The sequence below is a fragment of the Nonomuraea sp. NPDC049480 genome (assembly GCF_044465905.1).
GTDB lineage: Bacteria > Actinomycetota > Actinomycetes > Streptosporangiales > Streptosporangiaceae > Nonomuraea.
The window spans coordinates 442,972-465,755 of sequence record NZ_JBITMD010000002.1; the positions used below are offsets into that span (position 1 = coordinate 442,972).

Genomic DNA, 22,784 nt, shown 5'->3' on the forward strand with positions numbered 1-22,784 from the left:
TGGGCTCCCGCCCACCCCTCAGCGGGGCTGTTTCACCGGCGGCGCCGCGGTCCTGCTGTGCCGGTAGCCGTAGCCGAAGTAGAAGACCACGCCGATGACCATCCAGATCACGAACCGCAGCCAGGTCTCCACCGGCAGGTTGAGCATCAGGTAGAGGCAGGCCAGCACGGACAGGATCGGCAGCACCGGCACGAGCGGGGCGCGGAAGGCCCGGGGAAGGTCCGGCCGGGTGCGCCTGAGCACCATCACCCCGATCGAGACCACCACGAACGCGAACAGCGTGCCGATGTTCACCAGCTCGGCCAGCTCCCCGAACGACACGAATCCGGCCAGCGCCATCGTCACCACGCCGATCACCAGGGTGAGCCTGGCCGGCGTGCCGAACTTGGGGTGCACCTTCGCCAGCCCGCGCGGCATCAGCCCGTCGCGGGACATCGCGAACAACACCCGGGTCTGGCCCAGCAGCAGCACGAGGACCACGGTGGTCAGGCCGGCGATCGCGCCCACGCTGATGATCGCGGCCAGCCATGGGTGGCCGACCGAGGTGAAGGCGTCCGACAACGGCGCCGCCGTGCTCAACTGGCTGTACTTCTGCATGCCGACGACGACCAGGGAGACGGCGACGTACAGGAACGTGCAGATCGCCAGCGAGCCGAGGATGCCGCGGGGCACGTCCCGCTGCGGCTGGATGGTCTCCTCGGCGGCGGTGGCCACGATGTCGAAGCCGATGAAGGCGAAGAACACGATCGCCGCGGCGGAGAAGATGCCGATCACGCCGAACGCGACGGGCGAGATCCCGAACAGCACCTGGATCAGCGGCGCGTTCAGCCCTCCCACGCGGGGCGTGGCCTCCGCCGCGGGGATGAAGGGCGTGTAGTTGGCGGCCTTGACGAAGAACAGCCCGGCGACGATGACCAGCAGCACCACCGCGACCTTGGTGATCACCAGGATGAGGTTGACGCGGGAGGAGAGCTTGATGCCGGCGACCAGGATCGCGGTGAGGATGGCGATGATGAGGACGGCGGGGACGTTCACCACGGGATCGTCGCCGGCGATCGACGCCGGCAGGGGGATGCCGATGGAGGTCAGCATCGAGGCGAAGTAGCCGGACCAGCCGACCGCCACCACGGCCGCGGCCAGCGCCAGCTCCAGCAGCAGGTCCCAGCCGATCACCCAGGCGGGGAACTCGCCCAGGGTGGCGAAGGAGAAGGTGTACGCCGATCCCGCCACCGGGATCGTGGAGGCGAACTCGGCGTAGCACAGGGCCGCCAGCCCGCAGACGATGCCCGCGACGACGAACGAGAGCGCCACCGCCGGGCCCGCCACCTCCTTCGCGACCTGTCCGGTGAGCACGAAGATCCCGGTGCCGATGATCACGCCGATGCCGAAGACCGTGAGGTCCACGGCGGTCAGGCGTTTACGCAGCTGATGCTCGGGGTCTTCGGTGTCGCGGATCGACTGTTCGACGGTCTTCGTGCGAAAGATGTCCACGGCCGGTGATCCTTCCCATACCCTCAGCGATCATGCCTTTTTTCTGGGCGGTTCGAGGCCCTCCCTATGGTTTTCCTGCAGTTGGGTAGCACGCTGGAATCATGTTCAATGGTCTGCTCGATACCCTTGCCGGGCAAGACCTCGGCGTGGTGCTGGCACTCCTGCTGGTGTTCCTGACGCTGGACGCCTCGGTCGGAGTCGGCCTGGTCACGCCGGGCGACGGCCTGCTGCTCGTCGCGGGCGCCACCGCCGACAGCCCGCCGGAGGCGCTGGCGCTGATCGGCGCGGGCGTGCTGGCGTGCTTCGCGGGTGCCTCGGGCGGCCACTTCCTCGGCCGCCGCTACGGGAGCCGGCTGCGGCACAGCAGGCTGGGGCGGCGGATCGGCGAGGCGCGGTGGGCGCGGGCGGAGCGGTTGTTCGAGCGCAAGGGCTGGGCGCTGGCGCTGGCGTATTTCCTGCCGGTGCTGCACGCGCTCACTCCCGCCGTGGCGGGCACGGTCGGGATGTCCTACCGCAGGTTCATGCCGTGGGCGATGGCCGGCAGCGCGGCCTGGGTGAGCGCGTACGTCACGCTCGGCGCGGTCGCGGGCGGCGTGGTGCGCCAGCGGGCCGAATGGCTGCTGCCGGTCGCGGCCGCGGCGGTGATCGCCGTGCTGGGGATCTCCGCCGCGGTCCGCAGGATCGTCAACGGCGGGCCGGCTCCACGTGGGAGGTCCGCTTCGCGACCGCCTCGGTGATCTGGCGGGCGAGGTCCTGGCCCGTCAGCCCGACCCGGCCGAGGATCGCGGCCCGCTTGGCGTGGCCGAGGAACTCCTGCGGGATGCCGTAGGTGCGCACGGGCACGTCGACGTCGGCGTCGCGCAGCAGCCGGGCCACGGCGTCGCCCACGCCGCCGACGCGGCCGTTGTCCTCCACGACGGCCACCAGCTTGTGCGCGCTCGCGGCCAGCGTGAGCGCCTCGTCCAGCGGCTTGACCCAGCGCGGGTCGACCACGGTGGCCGCGATGCCCTGGGCGTCGAGCAGGACGGCCGCGTCCAGGCAGACCTGCGCCATCGGCCCGACGCCGACCAGCAGCACGTCGGGCTCCCCTTCGGGGGCGCGCAGCAGGTCCATCTCGCCCAGCTTGCCGACCGGCTCGACGGACTCGGCGACCGGTCCCTTGGGGAAACGCAGCACGGTGGGGCCGTCGGTGACCTCCACGGCCTCGCGCAGCAACTCGGTCACCCGGTCGCCGTCGCGCGGCACCGCGATCCTGAGCCCGGGCACGACCTGGAGGATGGACAGGTCCCACATGCCGTTGTGGCTGGCGCCGTCGTCGCCCGTGACGCCCGCCCGGTCGAGCACGACCGTGACCGGCAGCCGGTGCAGGGCGACGTCCATGAGGAGCTGGTCGAAGGCCCGGTTGAGGAACGTGGCGTAGACGGCCACGACCGGGTGCAGGCCGCCGAGCGCCAGCCCGGCGGCGCTGGTCAGCGCGTGCTGCTCGGCGATGCCGACGTCGTAGATGCGGTCGGGGAAGGCGTCGGCGAACGCGTTGAGCCCCGTCGGGTGCAGCATGGCCGCGGTGATCGCGACCAGGTCCTCGCGCTCCTTGCCGAGCCTGACGAGCTCCTCGCTGAACACGTTGGTCCAGATGCGCGGCTTGGGCTTCTCCGTGCCGGTGGCCCGGTCGAAGGCGCCGGGCGAGTGGAACTGGTCCTCGTCGTGGTTTTCCGCGGGGGTGTAGCCGCGGCCCTTCTGGGTGAGCGCGTGCACGATGACCGGGCCGCGGAAGTCGCGGGCCTTGCGCAGGGCGGCCTCCATGGCCTGCTCGTCGTGACCGTCGACGGGGCCGAGGTATTTCAGCCCGAGGTCCTCGAACATGACCTGCGGGGCCAGCACGTCCTTGACGCCCTTCTTGAAGCCGTGCAGGGCGTCGTAGACCACCGGAACGTTGCCCAGCTTGTCCTTGACGTAGTCGAGGAAGTCCTCATAGCGGCGGTTGACCCGCAGCGAGGACAGATGGGAGGCCAGGCCGCCGATGGTGGGCGAGTAGGAGCGGCCGTTGTCGTTGACCACGATGACGAGCGGCAGGTCCTTGCCCGCGGCGATGTTGTTGAGCGCCTCCCAGGCCATGCCGCCGGTCAGGGCGCCGTCGCCGATCACCGCGACGACCGTGCGGTCGCGCTCACCGCGCAGCTTGAACGCCTTGGCCAGGCCGTCGGCGTAGGACAGCGCGGTCGAGGCGTGGGAGTTTTCCACGAAGTCGTGCTCGGACTCGGCCTGGCTCGGGTAGCCCGACAGGCCGCCCTCCTGCTTGAGCGCCGCGAACCCGCCGGCCCGGCCGGTGAGCACCTTGTGCACGTACGCCTGGTGGCCGGTGTCCCAGATGATCGGGTCGCGCGGGGAGTCGAAGACCCGGTGGACGGCGATGGTGAGCTCCACCACGCCCAGGTTGGGGCCCAGGTGACCGCCGAACCTCGCGCAGGAGTCGACGAGCAGGTCACGGATCTCCCCTGCGAGCCCAGGCAGCTCCTCGACAGCGAGCCGTTTGACGTCGTGCGGTCCCTTGACCGAGCCCAGCAACCCGCTCACGGATCCGGCTCCCCTCTGCTCTTGTTCGCCGACTCCCCGAGTCTAGTTCGCGGAGGCCCCACTGACTCCATCGAGTCAAATGCACCCACATATGTCCGATCTTGACCTAGTCTTTCGATACCTATGAACTCCGTCCCCATAAGCAAGCTCGCGGCACTCGTGGCCGCCCTGCTGGCGCTCGCCCTGGCAGCGGCCGGTCTGGTGCTCGTGCTCGCCGACGTGGCCACGACTTCGACGGAGCCGCCGTTCAACGAGGCCCAGCAGATCGCCTCGCCGCCGGTCAAGGCCGCCGACCAGAAGCGGAAGGGTGTGCCCGGCAAGGCGCTGGCGACGGCCAACCGGCTGTACAAGACCGGGCGGCTGGCCGACATCAACTGCTCGCCCGGCGAGCTGCCGGCCGGCAGCATGATCGCCTACCGGCGTTTCCTCACCCGCGTGACCACCTGCCTGAACAGGGCCTGGGGGGCGCAGTTCCGCAAGGCCGGGATGCCCTTCGCCAAGCCGCGGCTGCGCATCATCACCAGCAAGGTGAAGACGCCCTGCGGCGCGTGGAACGCGGGCGCGGACGGCGTCTACTGCTCCACGGACCGCACGATGTACCTGATGATCAGCCGGGACCAGCTGCGCAACCCGTTCCCGCTGGGCATCACGCGGCTGATCGCCCACGAGTACGGGCACCACATCCAGCAGATCTCCGGCATCTGGAACTACTACTGGCTGGCCAGGGCGGGCGCGAGCAAGTCCCAGCGGCTCAAGCTGTCGCGCCAGTCCGAGCTGCAGGCCGAGTGCTTCTCGTCGGTCTTCATGAGCACGATGCGGGACTCGCCGCTGGTCACGGCCGCGGACTGGGCGTACACGGTGGACTGGTTCAGGAGGAACGGCGCCAAGGGCTGGCCGCAGAACGACCACGGCAAGGGGCCGACGCAGGCGGCGTGGATGACGCGCGGCTTCAATCGGGGCGCTCCCGGCTCGTGCAACACGTGGGCCGCAGCCTCACGGAACGTCAACTGACGCCACGCTTTAATGTTCCTTTACCTGGAGCTCCCTCTTTACTAGGGTGCCTTCCCATGCGTATCCCCCGATTGGCGCTCATGGCGGGCGCCCTGGCTACCGTGCTGTTCGCCGGCACGGCTCATGCGGCAACCTCGGCCCCGGCGTACAAGCCGGTTCTGGCCAAGAGCCCGATCTACAAGACGGGCAAGCTGGGCCTTGGCACCTGCGAGGAGCCGAAGGTCCAGTCCGGGAGCTTGGACGAGGTCAGGTCCTATCTGGACGTCGTGCTCGACTGCCTCAACGCCGCCTGGGAGCCCAAGGTCAAGAAGGCCGGCTTCGCCTTCGCCAAGCCCGCGCTCCAGGTGATCGACAAGCCCGGCGCGGCGACCGGCTGCGGCAAATACCCGGCGGACGCGCAGGCGATCTACTGCTCGCTCAACAAGAAGATCACCTTCCTGGTCTCGCCCAACGTGGTCGAGGAGCCGGGCGACCTGATCCTCATGGCGGTCCTCGCCCACGAGTACGGCCACCACATCCAGCAGCTCACGGGCATGTTCAAGGCCAGGACGACCTACAACGGCAAGAACGCCGCCCGCGTGCTGGACGAGACGCGCCGCCTGGAGTTGCAGGCCGAGTGCCTGTCCGGGGTCTTCATGGGCAACGTGTGGCACTCGCTCAACCGCCGCCAGGGGGAGTTCGACTACCTCGTGAAGCACGGCGGCACAGGCTTCGACCTGTCGGTCATCGGCGTGAAGGTGGAGAACTGGGGCGAGAAGACGCACGGCAGCGCCGCCAACATCGGGCGCTGGCTCAAGCGCGGCTTCGACACCGAGTCCGCAGGCGGTTGCAACACCTGGAAGGCGCCGAAGTCCCAGGTCTCGTAGGACAGATCCCGACATATTGATCTATGATCCGCGATCGTGCGCACTCCTCTCGTGGCGGTGGCCATGTGCATGGTCGCGGGTCTTCTCTTGTCCGGCCCCGCCTGGGCCGCGCCCGGCACCGCGCAGACCGGGCTGTCGGACGTGATGGGCGGTGACCAGCCCCGCCTGACGTGCGCCATCCCCGCGATCCGGGTGGGGGCCGTGGTCTCGCTCAGGTCCTTCCACCGGGCGATGGCCAGGTGCGCCGACCGCTTCTGGTCCGGCAGGTTCGCGGCCGCCGGGCTGCCGTACAGCCCGCCCGAGGTGACGGTCACGACCGGCACGGACTCCATCTGCGGAAAGATCACCAGCAGCGGCGCCCACTACTGCCCGGAGCAGCGCACGATCGTCATCCGGATCATGAAGCATGACCTGCGGGACCCGTTCAGGATGAACATCGCGCACTCCGTCGCCCACGAGTGGGGGCACCACGTGCAGCAGCTCACCGGCGTGCTGGGCGCGCAGAGCGCGCTGTACTGGCCGGCCTCCGACAAGGCGCGCGCGCTGCTCAGCCATCGGCTGGAGATGCAGGCCGAGTGCTTCGCCGGCGTCTTCTACAGCGCCACGCTGGAGTCGATCGATCCCGGGATCGAGTGGGAGGAGTGGATCGACGCGGTGCGGCAGGCGGAGGAGAGCGAGATCCACGGCAAGCCGAAGAACCTGGCGTTCTGGCAGGACCGCGGCTACCGGGGCGGCGCCACGGGCTTCTGCAACACGTGGACGGCGAACAAGACCAAGGTCACCTGAACCCGTCCCCGCCGGCCGCCTTCGACGGCACTCTGCGGGGCTCAGATGCTGGCGCGGGCCAGGACCTCGAGGGGATCGGCGAGGACGTGGGCGAAGGCGAGCTCGGCGGCACCGACCAGCGTGGCGGCGTCCCCGAGCGCCGACGTGCGCAACCGCAGGCGCTCCCGCTGCGGCCCCATGGCGTGCAGGGTTAGTTGTGTACGCACCTGCGCCGCCGACCCCAGGTAGACCTCCCGCAGCATCCCCCCGAAGATGACCATTTCGGGATTGAAGATGTTGACGAGGTTCGCCACGCCCATCCCCAGCCAGTCGCCGATCCTGCTGAGCGCCTCCTGCGCCACGATGTCCCCCCGGTCGGCGGCCTCCACCACGGCCCGCACCGCGTCGCGGCCATGCTGCCCGGCGCCGAACCGGCCGGCGGATTCCAGCAGGGCCCGCTCCCCCACCTCGGCTTCCAGGCAACCGTGCGAGCCGCAGCCGCAGGCGCGCCCGCCGGGGTTGACGACCATGTGGCCGACCTCGCCGCCGTAGCCGTCGTGGCCGCCCAGCAGGTGGCCGCCCGCGATGATCCCGCCGCCGATGCCCACGTCGCCGTGCAGGTAGATGAGGTCCCTGACGGCGACGCCGACACCGCGGCTGTGCTCGGCGAGAGCGGCCAGGTTGGCGTCGTTGCCCACGCTGACCGGCAGCCCCAGGCCGAGCCTGCGGCCCAGCTCCTCGCCGAACGGCACCTCCTCGGCCTTCAGGTTGGGCCCGAACATGACCACGCCGTCGGCCTTGCGCACGCCCCCGGACACGGCCGCGGCCGCGCCGACGCAGACCGTGTCGTCCCTGGTCTTGCGGCGCATCTGGCGGGCGAACCCGGCCAGCGCGCCGGTCAGCTCGTCCAGCTCGAACGCGCCGCGCTCGCGCGTGGCCTCCCGGCGGTCGAGGATGACCCCGCCCAGCCCGACGCGGGCGACGGCGAGCCGGTCCGGGCCGACGTCGAAGGCGAACACGTAGACCCGCGCCGACTCCGGGCGCACCACGAGCGAGGGCCGGCCGGCGCGGCCCGTCTCACGCGGCAGCTCCTCACGCACCAGCCCGGCGGCGGTGAGGTCGGAGGTCAGCGCCATGATCGTGCTGCGGTTGAGCCCCATCTTGGAGGTCAGCTCGGCACGCGAGATCGGCCCGCCCAGGTGGACGTGGCGGAGCAGCGCGCCGAGGTTGTGGCGCCTGATGTCCTCCTGTGAGGGGCCGGCACGCATCGTCTGGAGATCCTTCGGGGGCTGCGAGTCGCTGATCACCTTAGACCAGCGGCAGCCGCCCGCTTGCGCGCCAAGGCGTCCACGCCTGCGGCCAGGAGCAAGACGGACCCTGTGACCAGGTACTTCACGCTCGCACCGTACCCCATCAGACCCATGCCGTTCTCGATCACGGCCACCACGGCGCCGCCGAGCACGGCGTCCAGCACCCGCCCCTTCCCGCCGAACAGGCTGGTGCCGCCGATGACGGCCGCGCCCACCGCGTACAGCAGGACGGAGCTGCCGCCCGTGTTCGGGTCGACGGAGCTGGCCCGCGAGGCGGCCACGATGCCGCCGATGGCGGCCATCGAGGAGCAGATCACGAACGCGCTGATCTTGATCCGGTCGACCGGGATGCCCGCGCGGCGGGCGGCCTCGGTGTTCCCGCCGACCGCGTAGAGGTGGCGGCCGAACCCGGTGCGGCGCAGGATCAGCGTCCATGTGACCAGCAGCACCAGGATGAGGGGGACCACGATCGGCACGCCGGTGAGCGAGACCAGCGCGGGGTTGCGGCTGCGCTCCAGGTTGAGCGCGAAGACCGCGAGCCCGGCGAAGAGCGCCAGCATGCCCACGCGGAAGGCGATCAGCGACAGCGGGTCGGCCACCAGCCCGCGGCCGGTGCGCTTCCTGGCCCGCATCAGCTGCACGCCCGCGTAGATCGCCACGCACCCGGCGTAGAGCGCCCAGCCGAGCCACGGCGGCAGGTTCCTGTTCGCGATCGCGACGATCACGCTGTCCCTGATGGAGATGTTCGTGCCCTCGTCGACCAGCACCAGGACCAGGCCCTGGAAGGCGAGGAACGCGGCCAGCGTCACGACGAACGAGGGGATGCCGACCTTGGCCACGAGTGTGCCGAGCACGGTGCCGATGACCACGCCGGTGAGGACGGCGGCCAGCACGCATACGTACCACGGCAGGCCCAGCCTCGCCAGCGTGACGGCGAGCACCGCCGCGCACACGCCGCTGGCGAAGCCGGCCGACAGGTCGATCTCGCCGAGCAGCAGCACGAACACCAGGCCCATCGCGATGAGCGTGACGGCCGCGCCCTGGGTGAACAGGTTCGCGAAGTTGATCGCGGTGACGAAGGAGGGACGGGCGACGGCGAAGACGGCGCAGAGCACGATCAGGCCGAGCACGGCCGGCAGCGCGCCCATGTCGCCGCCGCGCACCCGCTGGATGTAGGCGCGGAAGCTGTTGCCGATCGACGGGGCCTGCGTCGCGGCGACGATGGCCTCGCCGGGGAGTTCCTTGACGACCTTGCTCATGGGGTGACCCCGTTCTTGAGGCCGAGATCCCCGCTACGGCCTGCAGTGATCAGTTCGACGACCTGCGCGTGCGTCACGTCGGCGGTCCTGACCTGGGCGGCCATCCTGCCGAGGTAGAGCGCCGCGATCCGGTCGGAGACGGCGAACACGTCGTTCATGTTGTGCGAGATGAGCACGACGGCCAGGCCGGTGTCGGCGAGTCTGCGGACCAGCTCGAGCACCTGCGCGGTCTGGGCGACGCCCAGCGCGGCGGTCGGCTCGTCGAGGATGACGACCTTGCTGTTCCACAGCACGGCCTTGGCGATGGCGACGGTCTGCCGCTGACCGCCGGACAGGCTGGAGACCTGCTGCCTGATGGACTTCACCGTACGCACGGACAAGCTGCTGAGCGTCTTCTCGGCCAGCTCCTCCATGCTGTCCTCGTCGAGCAGGAGCCCGCTCTTGCGCTCCCTGCCGAGGAACATGTTCTGGACGATGTCGAGGTTGTCGCAGAGCGCCAGGTCCTGGTAGACGATCTCGATCCCCAGCTCACCGGCGTCGCGGGGGGTGTGGATCTGGACCGGGCGGCCGTCGAAGGAGATCGTGCCCGCGTCGATCGGGTAGATGCCGCCGATGCACTTGACCAGCGTGGACTTGCCCGCGCCGTTGTCGCCGACGAGCGCGGTGACCTCGCCGGGGTAGGCCGAGAACTCGACGTTGTGCAGGACTTTCACCGGACCGAAGCTCTTGTCGATCCCGTGCACTTCGAGGAGGGGGGTCATGGGGCTCCCTAAAGGGGACGCGGCCGACGGCCGCGTCCCCTTGAACTCATTGGATTCCGGCCTCGGTGCACTTCTCGGCGAAGTCACCCGTGCAGAGTTCCTCCTTGGTGACGTAGCCGTCGGCCACCACGTCCTTGACGTTGTCGGCGTAGATGGCCTGCGGCTCCATCAGCTCGGCGGGCACGTCCTGACCGCTCTCCGGGTCCTTGACGCTCGAGCTCGCCGTGGGCTTCTCGCCCTTGGCCAGCGCCACCGCGAGCTTGGCCGCGGCGTCGGCCTCCTTCTTGACCGCCTTGTAGACGGTCATGCACTGGTCACCCGCGAGGATGTTCTGCAGGCCCTGGACGGTGGCGTCCTGGCCGGTGACCGGCACCTTGCCGTTGAGGTTGTTCTTCTTCAGCACGGTGATGGCGGCGTTGCCGAGGCCGTCGTTGGCGGCCAGCACGCCGGCGATCTTCGGCTGCTCGGTGAGCATCTGCTCGAAGAGCGTTCCGGCCTGGGTGTTGTCCCAGTCAGGCACCGACTGCTCGGGGCCCTTGACGTAGTCGCCGGAGTCGAACTTGGGCTTGAGCACCCCGTCGTAGCCGGCCTTGAACAGCGTGGCGTTGTTGTCCGTCGGCGAGCCGTTCAGGTAGGCGACGATCGGCTTCTCGGCCTTCTTGTCGGTCAGGCACTTGACCAGACCTTCGCCCTGGAGCGTGCCGACCTTGGTGTTGTCGAAGCTGACGTAGTAGGCGGCGCCGCCGCCGAGCGTCAGCCGGTCGTAGTCGATCACGGCCACGCCCTGGGACTTGGCCTTGTCGATCACCGCCTTGCCGCTGCCGCTGTCCAGGTTCACGATCATCAGAACGGTGGCGCCGTTCGTGACCATCTGGTCGGCGATGGTCTGGAACGCCGTCTTGTCGTTCTGGGCGTTCTGGATGTCGTACTGGACGCCGGCGGCCTTGAACGCCTCTTCGAGGAATTTGCGGTCCGCCGTCTCCCATCGAGCCGAGGACTTGCTGTCCGGCAGGATGACGCCGATCTTGCCGGCTTGGGCCGCTGAGGCCGTGGCGGACGAGGTCGACGTGGTGGTCTGACCGCTATCGCCCCCGCAGGCGGTGAGACCGAGGGCGAGCGCGGCTGCCGCGGCGGTCATGCTGAGGATCCCCTTGCGCATGGGTGCAGGGTCCTTTCTTCCGGAGGGGCCCGGATGAATGTTGTTTGCGGCAACGTATTCCGGGATGGCCTGCTTTGGAAGAGGGTTGGGGTTGAGAGTTTGTTGTATCCGGTAACAATCCAGAAACGCCACCTCAATCTCCCGGACTCCCGCCGCCGAGGCCCCTTTCTTTCATCGGTGACTCTCAGTGATCGCTTGGTATCGTTCTGACATCAGCACGCCCCGTGCCCAGGCGACGCGGGGCACCCTCCTCGGTCCCATAGCCGTGCACGCTGGACCCAATAGCGTCCGGAGGGACGTGCCACGCGGGCCGGGGGCTTTGCCCCCCGGCACCAGGACATGACGACGATCGGTGCATGCCCGGCATTTCGCCGTGCACTGTTCCTGGGGATTCCTCAGGATCGCCAAGCTGACCAGAGACGCTGTGAGCGATAGGTGGCGGATGTGAGACGCCTGGAGTCGATCAAGCATCGCAAGGAGTGCTGGGCGTCGGAGTGCTCGATGGCCAGGGTGACCGGGCATAGGACAGTCACTCGGGCGAATCGTCTGCGCCGTGGCAGAATCCACCGCGGCCGACCCCTGTCTTGACCTGCGTGAAGAACTCGCGGAAAAGATCGTCAGCAGCCATCGTGCCCGCTTCGATGACGGCGATGTCGTCGCGTACAGCGCGGTCGATGCCGAAGGAGTGCGGGCCCAGCGGTCGCCGCGCGTGACAAGCGGGGTGGCCGCGTCAGCGGTGACGTGTGGCCGGCGATCATTCGCTTTGCGGTGATGGTGAGGGAGAGGTGGCCCGGAGTCGGCGCTGGCGGCCGCCCGCGGCGAGGACCGCCCAGCCCGCCGCCGTCGTGGCGGCCATGAGCAGGGCCAGGGCGCCCAGCGTCTGGCCGTCGGGGTGAATCACCGCCTGGCCGCGCAGCGCCTGCCAAGTCACCAGGACGATCAGGCCCGCGTACGCCGCGGCCGCCACGATCATCAGGCCCGCCCGGGTCCGCTCGTCGCGCAACCGGGTGACCCGGCTCGCCAGGAACCCGAGCACCAGCGCCGCGACCAGCATGACCTGCAGCCCGTGCAGGCCGACGAAGTGCGGGATGCGCAGGTCGCCGCCGACCGTGCTCCAGCCGGTGAGCGGCAGCCCGGGACCGCCGTCCGGGACGCCCACGTTGTGCTGGGCGGCCAGGGGGATCGCGTGCCCGGCCGCGTCCTTGGCCGTCCACACCTCGTTGGACCTCATAGGTATCAGGAGCCCGAGGCCGATCCCGGCGATCACGAAGGTCAGGCCCGCGCGAATCGCCCAGGTGAGCACCCGGTCGCCGACCCTTTGGAAGATCAGAAGCCCGGCGAGGACGAAGTTCGCCAGCATGAGCAGCTGCACGCCCACGCCGAAGATCAACTGGATGACGTTGGTGAACGGGTCGTCCGCCTGGTTGAAATGGCTGAACGTGCCGCGCGCCGCCTGGACCACGACGACGCCGACGTCGACAATGCCGGTGACGGCCAGCAGCGTCGCCATCCACCAGGTCCAGCGGCTCGCCCTGTGCGGCAGCGTCAACAACCAGGCCAGCGTCAGGCCGTACACGATGAACGACACGGCGAACTTGAGGGGCTTCCCCCAGACCGGCGCGCCGAGCAGGACACGGTCGTCGGCCACCATGCCCACGGCCGAGACGACCAGCAGCAGTGCCATCGAGACGACCATCAGCAGGAGCGGGCGGTGCAGGCGGCGGGCCGCCGTACGGGCTGGTTCGAGGACTGCGGACATCGGCACGCCTTTCGAAGCGGAAGCCGCGATGAAGGAACAGTCCCGACGTTAGGAACCGGCTCGGTTCCGCCCCAGCCTGGCGACCCCCGAACCAGAGGACGGCCAGCCGTCCCACGGGTGGTAGGGCCAGCCGTACCAGGGTGTTTGACGTGCTTTGTGTGGTCCGTGGTGGGCTTGCCGCAGCCCAGGGAGGTTCCCCGGAACCCTGTTCATCACGCTTTCAGCGTCACTCCCGTCGCGCCCCAGTGAGCACCCGGCCCGGCCCCACCTGCCGGGCGAGGACTCTGAACCAGCCGATCGCGGGAGGCACGCTCACCGCGAGGCCGGCAAGACCCGCGATCGCCAGGCCTCGAGCGGGACCCACCCAGTCCACGAGCACGCCGCCCAGCATGACGCCGAGGCCCTGAACGGCCACCAGCGCCGAGGACGCCAGCCCGACCGCCTGACCGCGCTGCTCGTTCGGCACAATCCGGACGAACTCCGCGTTCGCCGAGACCTGGTAGGCGGTGCACACGCCGGTCAATCCCCACAGCACGAGCACCATGGCGAACCCCGGCTGGAGAAAGGCCACCACGAGCGGCGCGCCGGCGAGAACGGCCATCGGCGCCATGAGCAGCAGCCTGGAACGCGCTGGAACGAACGTGGTCAGCGCGAACACGCCGATCAAGGTGCCGGCCGGCATGGCCGCCATCATGATCCCCGCCTCGGCGTCGCCCAGGCCGAGTGAATGGGCGTAAGGCACGGCGATCGCTTCGGGGATCACGTGGAAGGCGGCGAGCAGGGCGAGGCCCAGCAGGTTGCGCAGCGACGGCGTTCCGGCGATCAGCCGCAGCCCCGCGTTCGTGGACGACCACCAGGAGCGCCCGGGGCCGTCCCGCCCGGCCGCGGGGCGGTGTCGTACGGTCAGGGTCGTGATCACCGCGCTGACGGCGAAGGTGACCGCGTCGATCGCGAGCGCCGGTCTCGGCCCGACGAGCGCCACCACCACACCGCCTGCGGCGAAGCCGACGAGGGTCATGAGCTGGCCGGTGAAGGCGTTGATCGCGACACCCGTCGGGTAGATCGCCGCGGGCAGGACGTCGGGCGTCAACGCGATGCGCGCGGCCCGCGCCGGCGCGTCCAGCAGATGCGACGCGAACACCAGTGTGCCGATCAAGGGCAGCGGCATGCCGGGAACGGCCATGAGGGCCACCAGGACGGTCCTGGCCACGTCGCAGCAGACGATGAGCTCGCGCCTGGGGTGGCGGTCGGCGAGCCAGCCGAGCAGGGGGCCGCCGAGCAGAGCGGGCACGAGCGTGAGCCCGTAGACGACGGCGGTCAGCGCCGCCGACCCGGTGCGGTCGTAGGCCAGGATGGCCAGCGCCACGCGGGCCAGCTGGTCGCCCACCTTGGACAGCAGGAGCCCTGCCCACAGCCCAGTGAACTCGGCGATCGCGAAGACTCGCAGGTATTCGGCCCCTGGGATGGTTCTGCGCACCCTTGTCCCTCCGCGAAGGTGGAGGTGACGGTCGCCAACCGCCGAACCGTCACCTCATGTGACCTCGATCAGCTCCAGTTGATGTCGGGGCAACCCCATTCGAAATCGGGGCAACTCCAGTCGAACTCGGGGCATCCCCATTCAGTTCCAGACAGCTGTCGCATCAGTGACCTCCCTTCCGCAAGCACATGGCTCCACGATCGGATGTGAACGCTCACTCCATGTCGGAAGAACGGCACCCGGCCGTGTCGCCGTCGATTCGTCCTACGCCATGGAACCCGTTTCACCGGCCGCGCTGTTGCCTGCGGACGCCTGGTTGTTGCCCGTTCGCGCACGGCTCGGCGTTCACTGAACGGCGTTGAACGCGTAGGATCAGGGCCCGTTGCGGATCATGCAGTGCCGAGCCGAGTTCGCAGGCGGGCAGGGCGGCGATCAGGTCGAGGATCACCCCTGGTCACATGGGCAGCATCCGCGCGACCACATTCTGTACGATCAGCGCCACCGCCGAGGCGGCTGCCACCGCCAGGACGGCCACGCGCACCTTGCCGCCGTCCAGGTAACGCCGCAGCGGCCCCGACACCAGAAAGCCCAGCACCATGGGCACGATGAGCACCGCCCCCGTCACCAGCGCCTGGGCCGGCAACTCGTCCACGAACGCCAGGATGGCCAGCGACTGAGCGGCGCTCAGGAAGAAGAACATCGCCAGCGTCGCCCTGATCTGCGGCCCCTTGGCCGTCTGGTAGACCAGCGCGATGGGCGGCCCGCCGATGCCCGTGGCGGTCCCGGTGACCCCCGAGACGAAACCGGCCGAGGTGATCGTCACACCGTTGCGCGGCACGCTCAGCGCTCTGGCGGTGAGCGCCACGGCGATGAGCACCATGACGGCGACGAAGACGCCTCGGCTGTAGACAGAAATGTAGACAACGATGAGCGCACCGAGCACGCTTCCCGGGATCCTGCCGAGCACCGCGAAACCGAGCCCGCGCCAGTCCACCCTGCGCCATTCGGCGGCCAGCGTGAACAGCGGCAACGTCATGTTGACGACCTGAATGGCACCCGGCATCAGGCCGGGATCGAGCATGGTGAGCACGGGCGCCGCCACCAGCCCCAGGCCGAAGCCCACACCACCCTGGACGACCGCGCCGACGAAAACCGCCAGACCACCGACGATCAGCACCAACGCCGCATCAGTCATGGGAAGGAGTCAACCATCTTTACTCTCTGTTGCCATTCATGCTGCGAACGTGACCGAGGCCCTGTAGTGTTCCTTTAGACGCCGACGTAGCCTTCTGAGTATGACGATGAAGCCCAAAGCGACGACGATACGCGTCAGTGTCAAAACGAGAGATCGACTAGCCCGGATCGCCCGGCAGGAGGGCCGAACCATGACCGAGGTGCTCAACGACGCCATCGCGGACTACGAACACAAGCAGTTCTGGCAGGAGGTCAACGAGCAGGTTGAGCGGACGCAGCGAGAGGACCCGGCAGGCTGGGCCGACTACCTGGCGGAGCGCGAAAGCGTCCTCGGCACCGCACCGCGCACCCGTCGCATAGCGCCCGAGTGGGAGGGCCTGATCACATTCCCCGAGGAGAAGAATGAAACTCACACAAGGTGAGATTTGGTTCACCCGATTCGAACGGCAGCCGACGGGACGCGAGCAAGGATTCGACCGTCCAGCCCTGATCCTCAGCAACGACAATTTCAATCAGTCGAGGCTGGGGCTCGTGCTGGTGGTTCCGCTGACGACCCGTGAGCGCGGATATCCCACGCATGTCCGTCTGGGGCGCGGCCAGACCGGGCTGGCCAAGCCGAGTTGGGCGATGGTCGAGCAGGTGCGGGCCATCTCACCAGACCGGTTCGACTTCTTCGTCGGCAGCGCGCCCGACGAGGTCGTCGCCGAAGCGGTCACCGTGCTCACACGGATGCTATGAGTGTTGCCGCCCGGCGAAGTAAAGGTTCGCCGGGTGGCACCCTCATCGTGCCACATGCCACCGCTCGTTAAGCTGCCGACCGTGCATTCCCTCCCGATCAAGCGCCCCCTCGTGGCGGTCCTGGTGATCTCCTCCTTGTCCGCCTTCCCGGCCCAGGCCTCCCCCGAAGCCACGTTCCCGCGAGGCAAGCCGGCCGCCATGTCCTGCCCGGAGACGCCGATCAGTTCCGGAGGGATTCCGCGGACGCGGGAGTATCTCGAGACGGTCCTGACCTGCCTGGGCAAGGCGTGGGCAGGCTATTTCAGGCGTGCGAAGCGGGAGTTCCGTAAGCCCGTCGTCCGCTACTACGAAGAGCCCGAGAGCACCGTGTGCGGGGTGGCGTGGCCCGAGCACGCGGCGGCCTTCTACTGCACCAATCGTCGCACGCTGGTGTTCCCGCTCACCGGCCGCTGGATCGAGGACCGGACGGATCTCTATCCCTTCAAGGTGGCCGCCCACGAGTACGGGCATCACCTGCAAAGCCTGCTCGGCATCCGGCGGGCCTTCGAGGAGCGCGTCCGGACCCGCAAGCCGCATCAGGAGGAGCTGAAGCGGCGCTACGAACTCCAGGCGGACTGCCTGGCCGGCGTGTTTCTGGGGAGCGTGTGGCGATCCCTGTCCCGCACGCGGGCGGATTGGGAGGAACTGGTCGAGGCCACGCGGGCCAGCGGCGACGATCCCGATTACCGCAGCCATGGCAGGGGCGCCAATCGGGTCTATTGGCTCGAACGCGGTTACCGGGCCGTCTCCCCCGCCGCCTGCGACACCTGGGCGGCCCCGGCCGCGAGAGTCTCCTGAGAGCGCGGAAGAGCCGCCCAGCGGGGGTTTCCCGCCGGGCGGCTCTCCGTGTGTCGGGTGGTTCCCCCGATCGGGGCGCGTGAGGATCACGCCCCCGCCCCCGGCTCAACGGCTCAGCGAAGCAGCCAGGGTCCCGGCCCCCGCGCGGCTCATGACCGGGCGGGGGCGCGGGAAGTCACTTGGCCAGCAGCGAGCGCAGCACGTACTGCATGATGCCGCCGTGCCGGTAGTAGTCGGCCTCGCCGGGCGTGTCGATGCGCACGACCGCCTCGAACTCGACGCCGGCTCCCTGCGCGGACGACGACGTCGCCTTGACGTGCACCGTCTGCGGGATGCCGCCCTTGTTGAGCTCCTCGACGCCCGTGATGTCGAACGTCTCCTCGCCCGTCAGCCCCAGGGACGCGGCCGAGGCACCCTCGGGGAACTGCAGCGGCAGCACGCCCATGCCGATGAGGTTGGAGCGGTGGATGCGCTCGTACGACTCGGCGATGACCGCGCGGACGCCCAGCAGCGCCGTGCCCTTGGCGGCCCAGTCGCGTGAGGAGCCCGAGCCGTATTCCTTGCCCGCCAGCACCACCAGCGGTGTCCCGGCGGCGGCGTAGTTGACCGAGGCGTCGTAGATGAACGACACCGGCCCGTCGGGCTGGGTGAAGTCGCGGGTGTAGCCGCCCTCGGTGCCGGGGGCGATCTGGTTGCGCAGGCGGATGTTGGCGAACGTGCCCCTGATCATCACCTCGTGGTTGCCGCGCCGCGAGCCGTAGGAGTTGAAGTCCTTGACCTCGACCCCGTTGGCCCGCAGGTATTGGGCGGCCGGGGTGCCGTTCTTGATGGAGCCGGCGGGCGAGATGTGGTCGGTGGTGACCGAGTCGCCGACCTTGACCAGCACGCGGGCGCCGGCGATGTCGGAGACGGCCTCGGGCTTCTCCGGCATGCCGTCGAAGTAGGGGGCCTTGCGCACGTACGTGGAGTCGGGGTCCCACTCGAACGTGTTGCCGGTCGGGATCGGCAGCGAGCGCCAGTGGTCGTCGCCCTTGAAGACGTCGGCGTAGTCGCGCTCGAACATGTCGCGGCCGATGGAGGAGGTGACCACGGAGGAGATCTCCTCCGGCGACGGCCAGATGTCGCGCAGGTAGACCGGCTTCCCGTCGTTGCCGAGGCCGAGCGGCTCGGTGTCGAGGTCGAGGTCCATGGTCCCGGCCAGCGCGTACGCCACCACGAGCGGCGGCGAGGCCAGATAGTTCATCTTGACGTCGGGGTTGATGCGGCCCTCGAAGTTGCGGTTGCCGGACAGCACCGCCGTGACGGCCAGGTCGTTGGCCTGGATGGCATCGGAGATCTCCGGCAGCAGGGGCCCCGAGTTGCCGATGCAGGTGGTGCAGCCGTAGCCGACGAGGTTGAAGCCGATCTTGTCGAGGTACGGCTGGAGCCCGGAGCGCTCGAAGTAGCCGGTGACGACCTGCGAGCCGGGGGCCAGCGAGGTCTTGACCCACGGCTTGCGGGTCAGGCCCTTCTCGACGGCGTTGCGGGCCAGCAGCGCCGCGCCGATCATGACGTACGGGTTGGAGGTGTTGGTGCACGAGGTGATCGCGGCGATGGAGACGATGCCGTGGTCGATCTCGAACGACGTGCCGTCGGCCAGCGTGACGGGGACCGGCTTGTGCGGCCGGCCGCCGTTGGCGCTGGCGTTGGAGGCGGGCGCGTCGGAGGCGGGGAACGACTCCTCCCCCTCCTCGTCGACGCCGTCCTCCACGTAGTTCTGGACGTCGTGGCGCCAGGTGGTCTTGGCGGCCGACAGCGCGATGCGGTCCTGCGGGCGCTTGGGGCCGGCGATGGAGGGGACGACGGTGGCGAGGTCGAGCTCGATGTACTCGGAGAACACGGGCTCGGGCGCCGACGGGTCGAGCCACAGGCCCTGGGTCTTGGCGTACGCCTCGACGAGGGCGATCTGCTCCTCGCTGCGGCCGGTCAGGCGCAGGTAGTCGACGGTCTGGCCGTCGATCGGGAAGATCGCGCAGGTGGAGCCGAACTCGGGGCTCATGTTGCCGATCGTGGCCCGGTCGGCCAGCGGCACGGAGGAGACGCCCTCGCCGTAGAACTCGACGAACTTGCCGACGACGCCGTGCTTGCGCAGGATCTCGGTGATCGTGAGGACCAGGTCGGTGGCGGTGGCCCCGGCCGGCAGCTTGCCGCTGAGCTTGAAGCCGACCACGCGCGGGATCAGCATGGAGATCGGCTGGCCGAGCATCGCGGCCTCGGCCTCGATGCCGCCGACGCCCCAGCCCAGGACGCCGATGCCGTTCTCCATGGTGGTGTGGGAGTCGGTGCCGACGCAGGTGTCGGGGTAAGCCTTGCCGTCGCGGGTCATGACGACCCTGGCCAGGTGCTCGATGTTGACCTGGTGGACGATGCCGGTGCCGGGCGGCACGACCTTGAACTCGTCGAAGGCCGTCTGGCCCCAGCGCAGGAACTGGTAGCGCTCGCGGTTGCGCTCGTATTCGCGCTCGACGTTGCGCTGGAAGGCGTCGGGGTGGCCGAAGAAGTCGACGATCACCGAGTGGTCGATGACCATCTCGGCGGGCGCGAGCGGGTTGATGCGGGCCGGGTCGCCGCCGAGGTCGCGTACGGCCTCGCGCATGGTGGCCAGGTCGACCACGCAGGGCACGCCGGTGAAGTCCTGCATGATCACGCGTGCCGGCGTGAACTGGATCTCCACGCTGGGCGCCGCTTTCGGGTCCCAGCCACCCAGCGCCCGGATGTGGTCGGCGGTGATGTTGGCGCCGTCCTCGGTGCGAAGGAGGTTCTCCAGAAGGATCTTCAGGCTGTACGGGAGGCGTGCGGCGCCCTCGACGGCATCCAGCCGGAAAATCTCGTATGACGCGTCGCCGACGCGTAGCGTGTCACGGCTGCCGAAGCTGTTCGCGGACACGGTGATTCGCCTCCTCCATCAGTCCTGTGTTCAGACCAAATCCTGCCGCACTCCTGGAATGCCAAGCACGTTAGGTGACCCTAACAAGCAGGCCGCGGCAGGTGTCTCGACGTCAAGATATCACTGGGACAAGGAACCTGCCCATCAGACTGCCGCCTCACTGCCGCTCGTGGCCGAGACCGTAGCGGCAGTCCGTTCAGCGGGCTTCTCCTTGACCCGGCGTCGAGTCAAACCGGCGCCAAGCGCCAGAACAGCAGCCCGATGATCGCGACGGACAGGATCGGGGCCAGGATCTTCTGCTCGAACGTCTTGCCCGTCTTGATGCCGATCTTCCACGGCAGCATGAACTTGGTCCCCAGCGGCCACAACACCGGGCAACCCCGTTCGGTCATGCAGTCGCCGACCACATGCATGAGGCAGCCGATCCCCACGGCCAGCCCGAGCCAGGCGTACCCGACGGACAACGAGAGGAAGACGGCGTAGAGCCCGGCGGTCAGCCCGACGTTGATCATGGCGGACCCGATCTTGTTCCCCGGGATGCCGACGCCGACCGCGCGCAGCGCGAGGCCGATGAGCAGCACGACCATGATGTCGCGGCCGATGGGATAGGTGTTGGCCAGCCAGTGCGCGCCGATCCCGATCCCCACGGCGAACGCCAGCGAGTGCGTGGCCCCGCGGTGCCCGCCGCTGATCCAGGACACGGCCTTGCTGAGCGCCCAGGTGACAGGACCGAACGTCTGCGCGATGGTCGCGCTCGGATGGTCGAGGTCGGGCAGCATCGCGGCGCCCGCGCAGACGATCGCGCCGGCGATCAGCTCGGCGGGAGAGAGCGCGGTCGCCATGATCCCGGTGTCGACGTACCGCGAGGACTCGTTCAGCAGCGGCAGTGCGGCGAGCGGCGGAGCCAGCCCCAGCCAGGCGATGGCCCCGGTCATCGCGTGCGTGTGCCCCATCATGATCGGGACTGTACGGCAAAGAACGCCTTTACGCGCCGAGGCGTGCCGTGAGACCCGTTCGATATGTCCGGAAACGCAGACGAGGTCGTCTCCGCGGCGACAGCACCCCCCAGCCCTGCCGACGCGGAACGACCTCGTCTGCTCTGAACAACGACCGTCTCCCCAATCCTGTTCCCGGATTCCGCAACTTTTTCGTGATGTGGATCACTCCTCCTCCCGGCTTGCTAACGACATAGTGTCGATATATCGTTGATGCATCGAGAATAGATCACGATATAGGGGGAAACCTATGAGTTCCGCACAGGCAGCCGGGGGAAACTGGCCCGGCGCACACGAGTACAGGCAGGCGGCCCGCGAGGCCAAGCAGGCGGCCCGCGAGGCGTTCAGGACCCTGTCCGAGGCCTTCGAGCAGATGGGCGGCCGGCACCACCACCACGAGCACCGGCACCGCGGCCGGCGGGGCGGTCCGGGCGGTCCGGGCCCGTTCCCGTTCGACTTCGGGCGCGGCGGCCCCTGGGGCGGTCCCGGCGGGCCGTGGGGCGGCCACCGCGGCTGGGGCGGCCGCAGCCGCAAGGCCAAGCGCGGCGACGTGCGCGCCGCCATCCTGGCCCTGCTGGCCGAGGAGCCGCGCAACGGCTACCAGATCATCCAGGAGATCGCCGAGCGCAGCGAGGGCGGCTGGAAGCCCAGCCCGGGCGCCGTCTACCCGGCGCTGCAGCAACTCACCGACGAGGGCCTGGTGGTCTCGGAGGAGAACGACGGGCGCAAGAGCTTCCGCCTCACCGAGGAGGGCCGCAACTACATCGAGGCGCACGCCGACGAGGTCAGCGCCCCCTGGGACGACATGCGCCCGGACATCGACGACAACGCCGCCGATCTCTGGCAGATCTCCAAGCAGTCGGCCTTCGCGATGATGCAGATTCTCCAGACCGGGAACGACGCACAAATCCGCGAGGCGCGTAAGACTTTGGTAGAGACCCGGCGCAAGCTCTACCAGATCCTGGCCGACGGCGAACCGGGCGAGGAGTGACTCCTACCCCGCGAGGGAGTGCCGTCGTCTGGAGGAGCGGCGGGAGCGAAGCGACCAGAGCGGGGGAAGACGGCGGCATATGGCGACCGAGCCGCCGATCGGAGTGAGGCCATGAACACAGAGGAGCCGGCCATGGACCGCAACGATCTGCGCATCGGCGACGCCGAGCGCGAGCACGCGATGGCCGCCCTGCGCGAGCACTTCGCGCAGGGCCGCCTGACCCACGAGGAGCTCGACGAGCGACTCGACCGCACGCTGGCCGCCAAGACGGCCCGCGACCTCGCGCAGGTCACCGCCGACCTGCCCGGGAAGGAACCCGCGTACGACTACCGTGCGCCCCAAGGGCCTTGGGACAGGGCTGAGTGGCACGCGGCGATGCACGCGCACCGGCACCAGTTGCAGAGCCAGCGCCGGGAGGCGCACGCCATGCACCGGGACAGGCGCCGGGAATGGGCCCGGCGGCACGGCCGCCGCGGGCCCCACCCGTTCGTCGGCGTGCTGTTCGTGCTCATGGTGCTGTCGCTGATCTTCGGGTTCGGCGTCTTCAAGGTGTTGTTCGCACTGTGGCTGGGGGCCATGGTCTTCAGCCTGGTCCACCGGCGTTTCCACTACCGCGGCTGAGGGGCCGCGCAGATCGTCTTTGGGCCTTGACCCGCGTCAGGGACTCACTG

21 protein-coding genes are annotated in these 22,784 nt (G+C 69.2%); 10 read left to right on the plus strand and 11 right to left on the minus strand.

Annotation, left to right across the window (positions count from 1 at the left end):
- Positions 1-18: 18 nt before the first annotated feature.
- Positions 19-1,491, minus strand: a complete 1,473-nt coding sequence (locus ACIBX3_RS07505) for an amino acid permease (protein ID WP_397114170.1) — start codon at positions 1,489-1,491, stop codon at positions 19-21.
- Positions 1,492-1,592: 101 nt separating this feature from the next.
- Here ACIBX3_RS07505 and ACIBX3_RS07510 point away from each other — a divergent pair, with 101 nt between their 5' ends.
- Entirely contained in the window at positions 1,593-2,228 is a 636-nt protein-coding gene (locus tag ACIBX3_RS07510) for a DedA family protein (RefSeq protein WP_397114172.1), read from the plus strand.
- Here ACIBX3_RS07510 and dxs read toward each other — a convergent pair.
- Positions 2,176-4,056, minus strand: coding sequence for a 1-deoxy-D-xylulose-5-phosphate synthase (dxs, locus tag ACIBX3_RS07515; protein ID WP_397115003.1), 1,881 nt, complete (start codon positions 4,054-4,056; stop codon positions 2,176-2,178). The two genes, ACIBX3_RS07510 and dxs, sit on opposite strands and share 53 nt — an antisense overlap.
- 132 nt (positions 4,057-4,188) lie before the next feature.
- Here dxs and ACIBX3_RS07520 point away from each other — a divergent pair, with 132 nt between their 5' ends.
- The 3 genes from ACIBX3_RS07520 to ACIBX3_RS07530 are packed head-to-tail and all read left to right on the plus strand — an operon-like array spanning position 4,189 to position 6,728.
- Positions 4,189-5,076 (plus strand): neutral zinc metallopeptidase, encoded by an 888-nt coding sequence (locus tag ACIBX3_RS07520; RefSeq protein ID WP_397114174.1) that lies wholly within the window; start codon positions 4,189-4,191, stop codon positions 5,074-5,076.
- A 56-nt stretch (positions 5,077-5,132) separates the two neighbouring features.
- Positions 5,133-5,942, plus strand: coding sequence for a neutral zinc metallopeptidase (locus ACIBX3_RS07525; RefSeq protein WP_397114176.1), 810 nt, complete (start codon positions 5,133-5,135; stop codon positions 5,940-5,942).
- A gap of 36 nt (positions 5,943-5,978) precedes the next feature.
- Positions 5,979-6,728 carry a neutral zinc metallopeptidase gene (locus ACIBX3_RS07530; protein ID WP_397114178.1) on the plus strand — a complete coding sequence of 250 codons (750 nt, stop codon included), beginning with the start codon at positions 5,979-5,981 and terminating at the stop codon, positions 6,726-6,728.
- Between the two features lie 41 nt (positions 6,729-6,769).
- On the opposite strand, the gene ACIBX3_RS07535 is transcribed toward ACIBX3_RS07530, so the two are convergent.
- Genes ACIBX3_RS07535 through ACIBX3_RS07550 form a run of 4 tightly spaced genes read right to left on the minus strand, consistent with a single transcriptional unit; the run spans position 6,770 to position 11,196 of the window.
- Positions 6,770-7,975, minus strand: coding sequence for an ROK family protein (locus ACIBX3_RS07535; protein ID WP_397114180.1), 1,206 nt, complete (start codon positions 7,973-7,975; stop codon positions 6,770-6,772).
- Positions 7,976-8,010: 35 nt separating this feature from the next.
- Positions 8,011-9,276: a sugar ABC transporter permease gene (locus tag ACIBX3_RS07540; protein ID WP_397114182.1), complete on the minus strand. Its 1,266-nt coding sequence runs from the start codon at positions 9,274-9,276 to the stop codon at positions 8,011-8,013.
- Positions 9,273-10,037: an ATP-binding cassette domain-containing protein gene (locus ACIBX3_RS07545; protein ID WP_397114184.1), complete on the minus strand. Its 765-nt coding sequence runs from the start codon at positions 10,035-10,037 to the stop codon at positions 9,273-9,275. Before ACIBX3_RS07545 ends, ACIBX3_RS07540 begins: the two co-directional genes overlap by 4 nt.
- A gap of 46 nt (positions 10,038-10,083) precedes the next feature.
- Positions 10,084-11,196 (minus strand): sugar ABC transporter substrate-binding protein, encoded by a 1,113-nt coding sequence (locus tag ACIBX3_RS07550; protein WP_397114186.1) that lies wholly within the window; start codon positions 11,194-11,196, stop codon positions 10,084-10,086.
- 553 nt (positions 11,197-11,749) lie between these two features.
- On the opposite strand from ACIBX3_RS07550, the gene ACIBX3_RS07555 reads away from it, so the two are divergent.
- Positions 11,750-11,968: a hypothetical protein gene (locus ACIBX3_RS07555; protein ID WP_397114188.1), complete on the plus strand. Its 219-nt coding sequence runs from the start codon at positions 11,750-11,752 to the stop codon at positions 11,966-11,968.
- Here ACIBX3_RS07555 and ACIBX3_RS07560 read toward each other — a convergent pair.
- From ACIBX3_RS07560 to ACIBX3_RS07570, 3 genes are all read right to left on the minus strand, one after another.
- Positions 11,951-12,955, minus strand: a complete 1,005-nt coding sequence (locus ACIBX3_RS07560; protein WP_397114190.1) for a hypothetical protein — start codon at positions 12,953-12,955, stop codon at positions 11,951-11,953. The two genes, ACIBX3_RS07555 and ACIBX3_RS07560, sit on opposite strands and share 18 nt — an antisense overlap.
- A gap of 226 nt (positions 12,956-13,181) precedes the next feature.
- On the minus strand, positions 13,182-14,432 hold the full coding sequence (locus ACIBX3_RS07565; RefSeq protein ID WP_397114192.1) for an MFS transporter: 1,251 nt from the start codon (positions 14,430-14,432) through the stop codon (positions 13,182-13,184).
- Positions 14,433-14,886: 454 nt separating this feature from the next.
- On the minus strand, positions 14,887-15,627 hold the full coding sequence (locus ACIBX3_RS07570) for a sulfite exporter TauE/SafE family protein (RefSeq protein WP_397114194.1): 741 nt from the start codon (positions 15,625-15,627) through the stop codon (positions 14,887-14,889).
- Between the two features lie 190 nt (positions 15,628-15,817).
- On the opposite strand from ACIBX3_RS07570, the gene ACIBX3_RS07575 reads away from it, so the two are divergent.
- From ACIBX3_RS07575 to ACIBX3_RS07585, 3 genes are all read left to right on the plus strand, one after another.
- A complete protein-coding gene (locus ACIBX3_RS07575; protein ID WP_397114196.1) occupies positions 15,818-16,048 on the plus strand; it encodes a hypothetical protein in 231 nt (76 codons plus the stop codon).
- Positions 16,029-16,364, plus strand: a complete 336-nt coding sequence (locus tag ACIBX3_RS07580; protein WP_397114198.1) for a type II toxin-antitoxin system PemK/MazF family toxin — start codon at positions 16,029-16,031, stop codon at positions 16,362-16,364. Before ACIBX3_RS07575 ends, ACIBX3_RS07580 begins: the two co-directional genes overlap by 20 nt.
- Positions 16,365-16,445: 81 nt before the next feature.
- Entirely contained in the window at positions 16,446-17,201 is a 756-nt protein-coding gene (locus tag ACIBX3_RS07585) for a neutral zinc metallopeptidase (RefSeq protein ID WP_397114200.1), read from the plus strand.
- A 175-nt stretch (positions 17,202-17,376) separates the two neighbouring features.
- On the opposite strand, the gene acnA is transcribed toward ACIBX3_RS07585, so the two are convergent.
- Together acnA and ACIBX3_RS07595 are read right to left on the minus strand one after the other, a co-directional pair.
- A complete protein-coding gene (acnA, locus tag ACIBX3_RS07590) occupies positions 17,377-20,127 on the minus strand; it encodes an aconitate hydratase AcnA (RefSeq protein ID WP_397114203.1) in 2,751 nt (916 codons plus the stop codon).
- Between the two features lie 227 nt (positions 20,128-20,354).
- Complete coding sequence (locus ACIBX3_RS07595; protein ID WP_397114205.1) at positions 20,355-21,083, minus strand: metal-dependent hydrolase; 729 nt, start codon at positions 21,081-21,083, stop codon at positions 20,355-20,357.
- 289 nt (positions 21,084-21,372) lie between these two features.
- Between ACIBX3_RS07595 and ACIBX3_RS07600 the strand changes: the two genes are divergently transcribed.
- Both ACIBX3_RS07600 and ACIBX3_RS07605 read left to right on the plus strand, forming a co-directional pair.
- Complete coding sequence (locus tag ACIBX3_RS07600; RefSeq protein WP_397114207.1) at positions 21,373-22,113, plus strand: PadR family transcriptional regulator; 741 nt, start codon at positions 21,373-21,375, stop codon at positions 22,111-22,113.
- Positions 22,114-22,245: 132 nt separating this feature from the next.
- A complete protein-coding gene (locus ACIBX3_RS07605) occupies positions 22,246-22,734 on the plus strand; it encodes a DUF1707 domain-containing protein (protein ID WP_397114209.1) in 489 nt (162 codons plus the stop codon).
- The last annotated feature ends 50 nt before the right edge of the window (positions 22,735-22,784 follow it).

Excerpts from the sequence above, each read along its gene's own strand:
- ACIBX3_RS07510 (WP_397114172.1), top strand. The coding sequence starts at position 1,593 with ATGTTCAATGGTCTGCTCGATACCCTTGCCGGGCAAGACCTCGGCGTG.
- ACIBX3_RS07520 (WP_397114174.1), top strand. The coding sequence starts at position 4,189 with ATGAACTCCGTCCCCATAAGCAAGCTCGCGGCACTCGTGGCCGCCCTG.
- ACIBX3_RS07525 (WP_397114176.1), top strand. The coding sequence starts at position 5,133 with ATGCGTATCCCCCGATTGGCGCTCATGGCGGGCGCCCTGGCTACCGTG.
- ACIBX3_RS07535 (WP_397114180.1), bottom strand. The coding sequence starts at position 7,975 with ATGCGTGCCGGCCCCTCACAGGAGGACATCAGGCGCCACAACCTCGGC.
- ACIBX3_RS07540 (WP_397114182.1), bottom strand. The coding sequence starts at position 9,276 with ATGAGCAAGGTCGTCAAGGAACTCCCCGGCGAGGCCATCGTCGCCGCG.
- ACIBX3_RS07545 (WP_397114184.1), bottom strand. The coding sequence starts at position 10,037 with ATGACCCCCCTCCTCGAAGTGCACGGGATCGACAAGAGCTTCGGTCCG.
- ACIBX3_RS07550 (WP_397114186.1), bottom strand. The coding sequence starts at position 11,196 with ATGCGCAAGGGGATCCTCAGCATGACCGCCGCGGCAGCCGCGCTCGCC.
- ACIBX3_RS07560 (WP_397114190.1), bottom strand. The coding sequence starts at position 12,955 with ATGTCCGCAGTCCTCGAACCAGCCCGTACGGCGGCCCGCCGCCTGCAC.
- ACIBX3_RS07570 (WP_397114194.1), bottom strand. The coding sequence starts at position 15,627 with ATGACTGATGCGGCGTTGGTGCTGATCGTCGGTGGTCTGGCGGTTTTC.
- ACIBX3_RS07575 (WP_397114196.1), top strand. The coding sequence starts at position 15,818 with ATGACCGAGGTGCTCAACGACGCCATCGCGGACTACGAACACAAGCAG.
- ACIBX3_RS07580 (WP_397114198.1), top strand. The coding sequence starts at position 16,029 with ATGAAACTCACACAAGGTGAGATTTGGTTCACCCGATTCGAACGGCAG.
- ACIBX3_RS07595 (WP_397114205.1), bottom strand. The coding sequence starts at position 21,083 with ATGATGGGGCACACGCACGCGATGACCGGGGCCATCGCCTGGCTGGGG.
- ACIBX3_RS07600 (WP_397114207.1), top strand. The coding sequence starts at position 21,373 with ATGAGTTCCGCACAGGCAGCCGGGGGAAACTGGCCCGGCGCACACGAG.
- ACIBX3_RS07605 (WP_397114209.1), top strand. The coding sequence starts at position 22,246 with ATGGACCGCAACGATCTGCGCATCGGCGACGCCGAGCGCGAGCACGCG.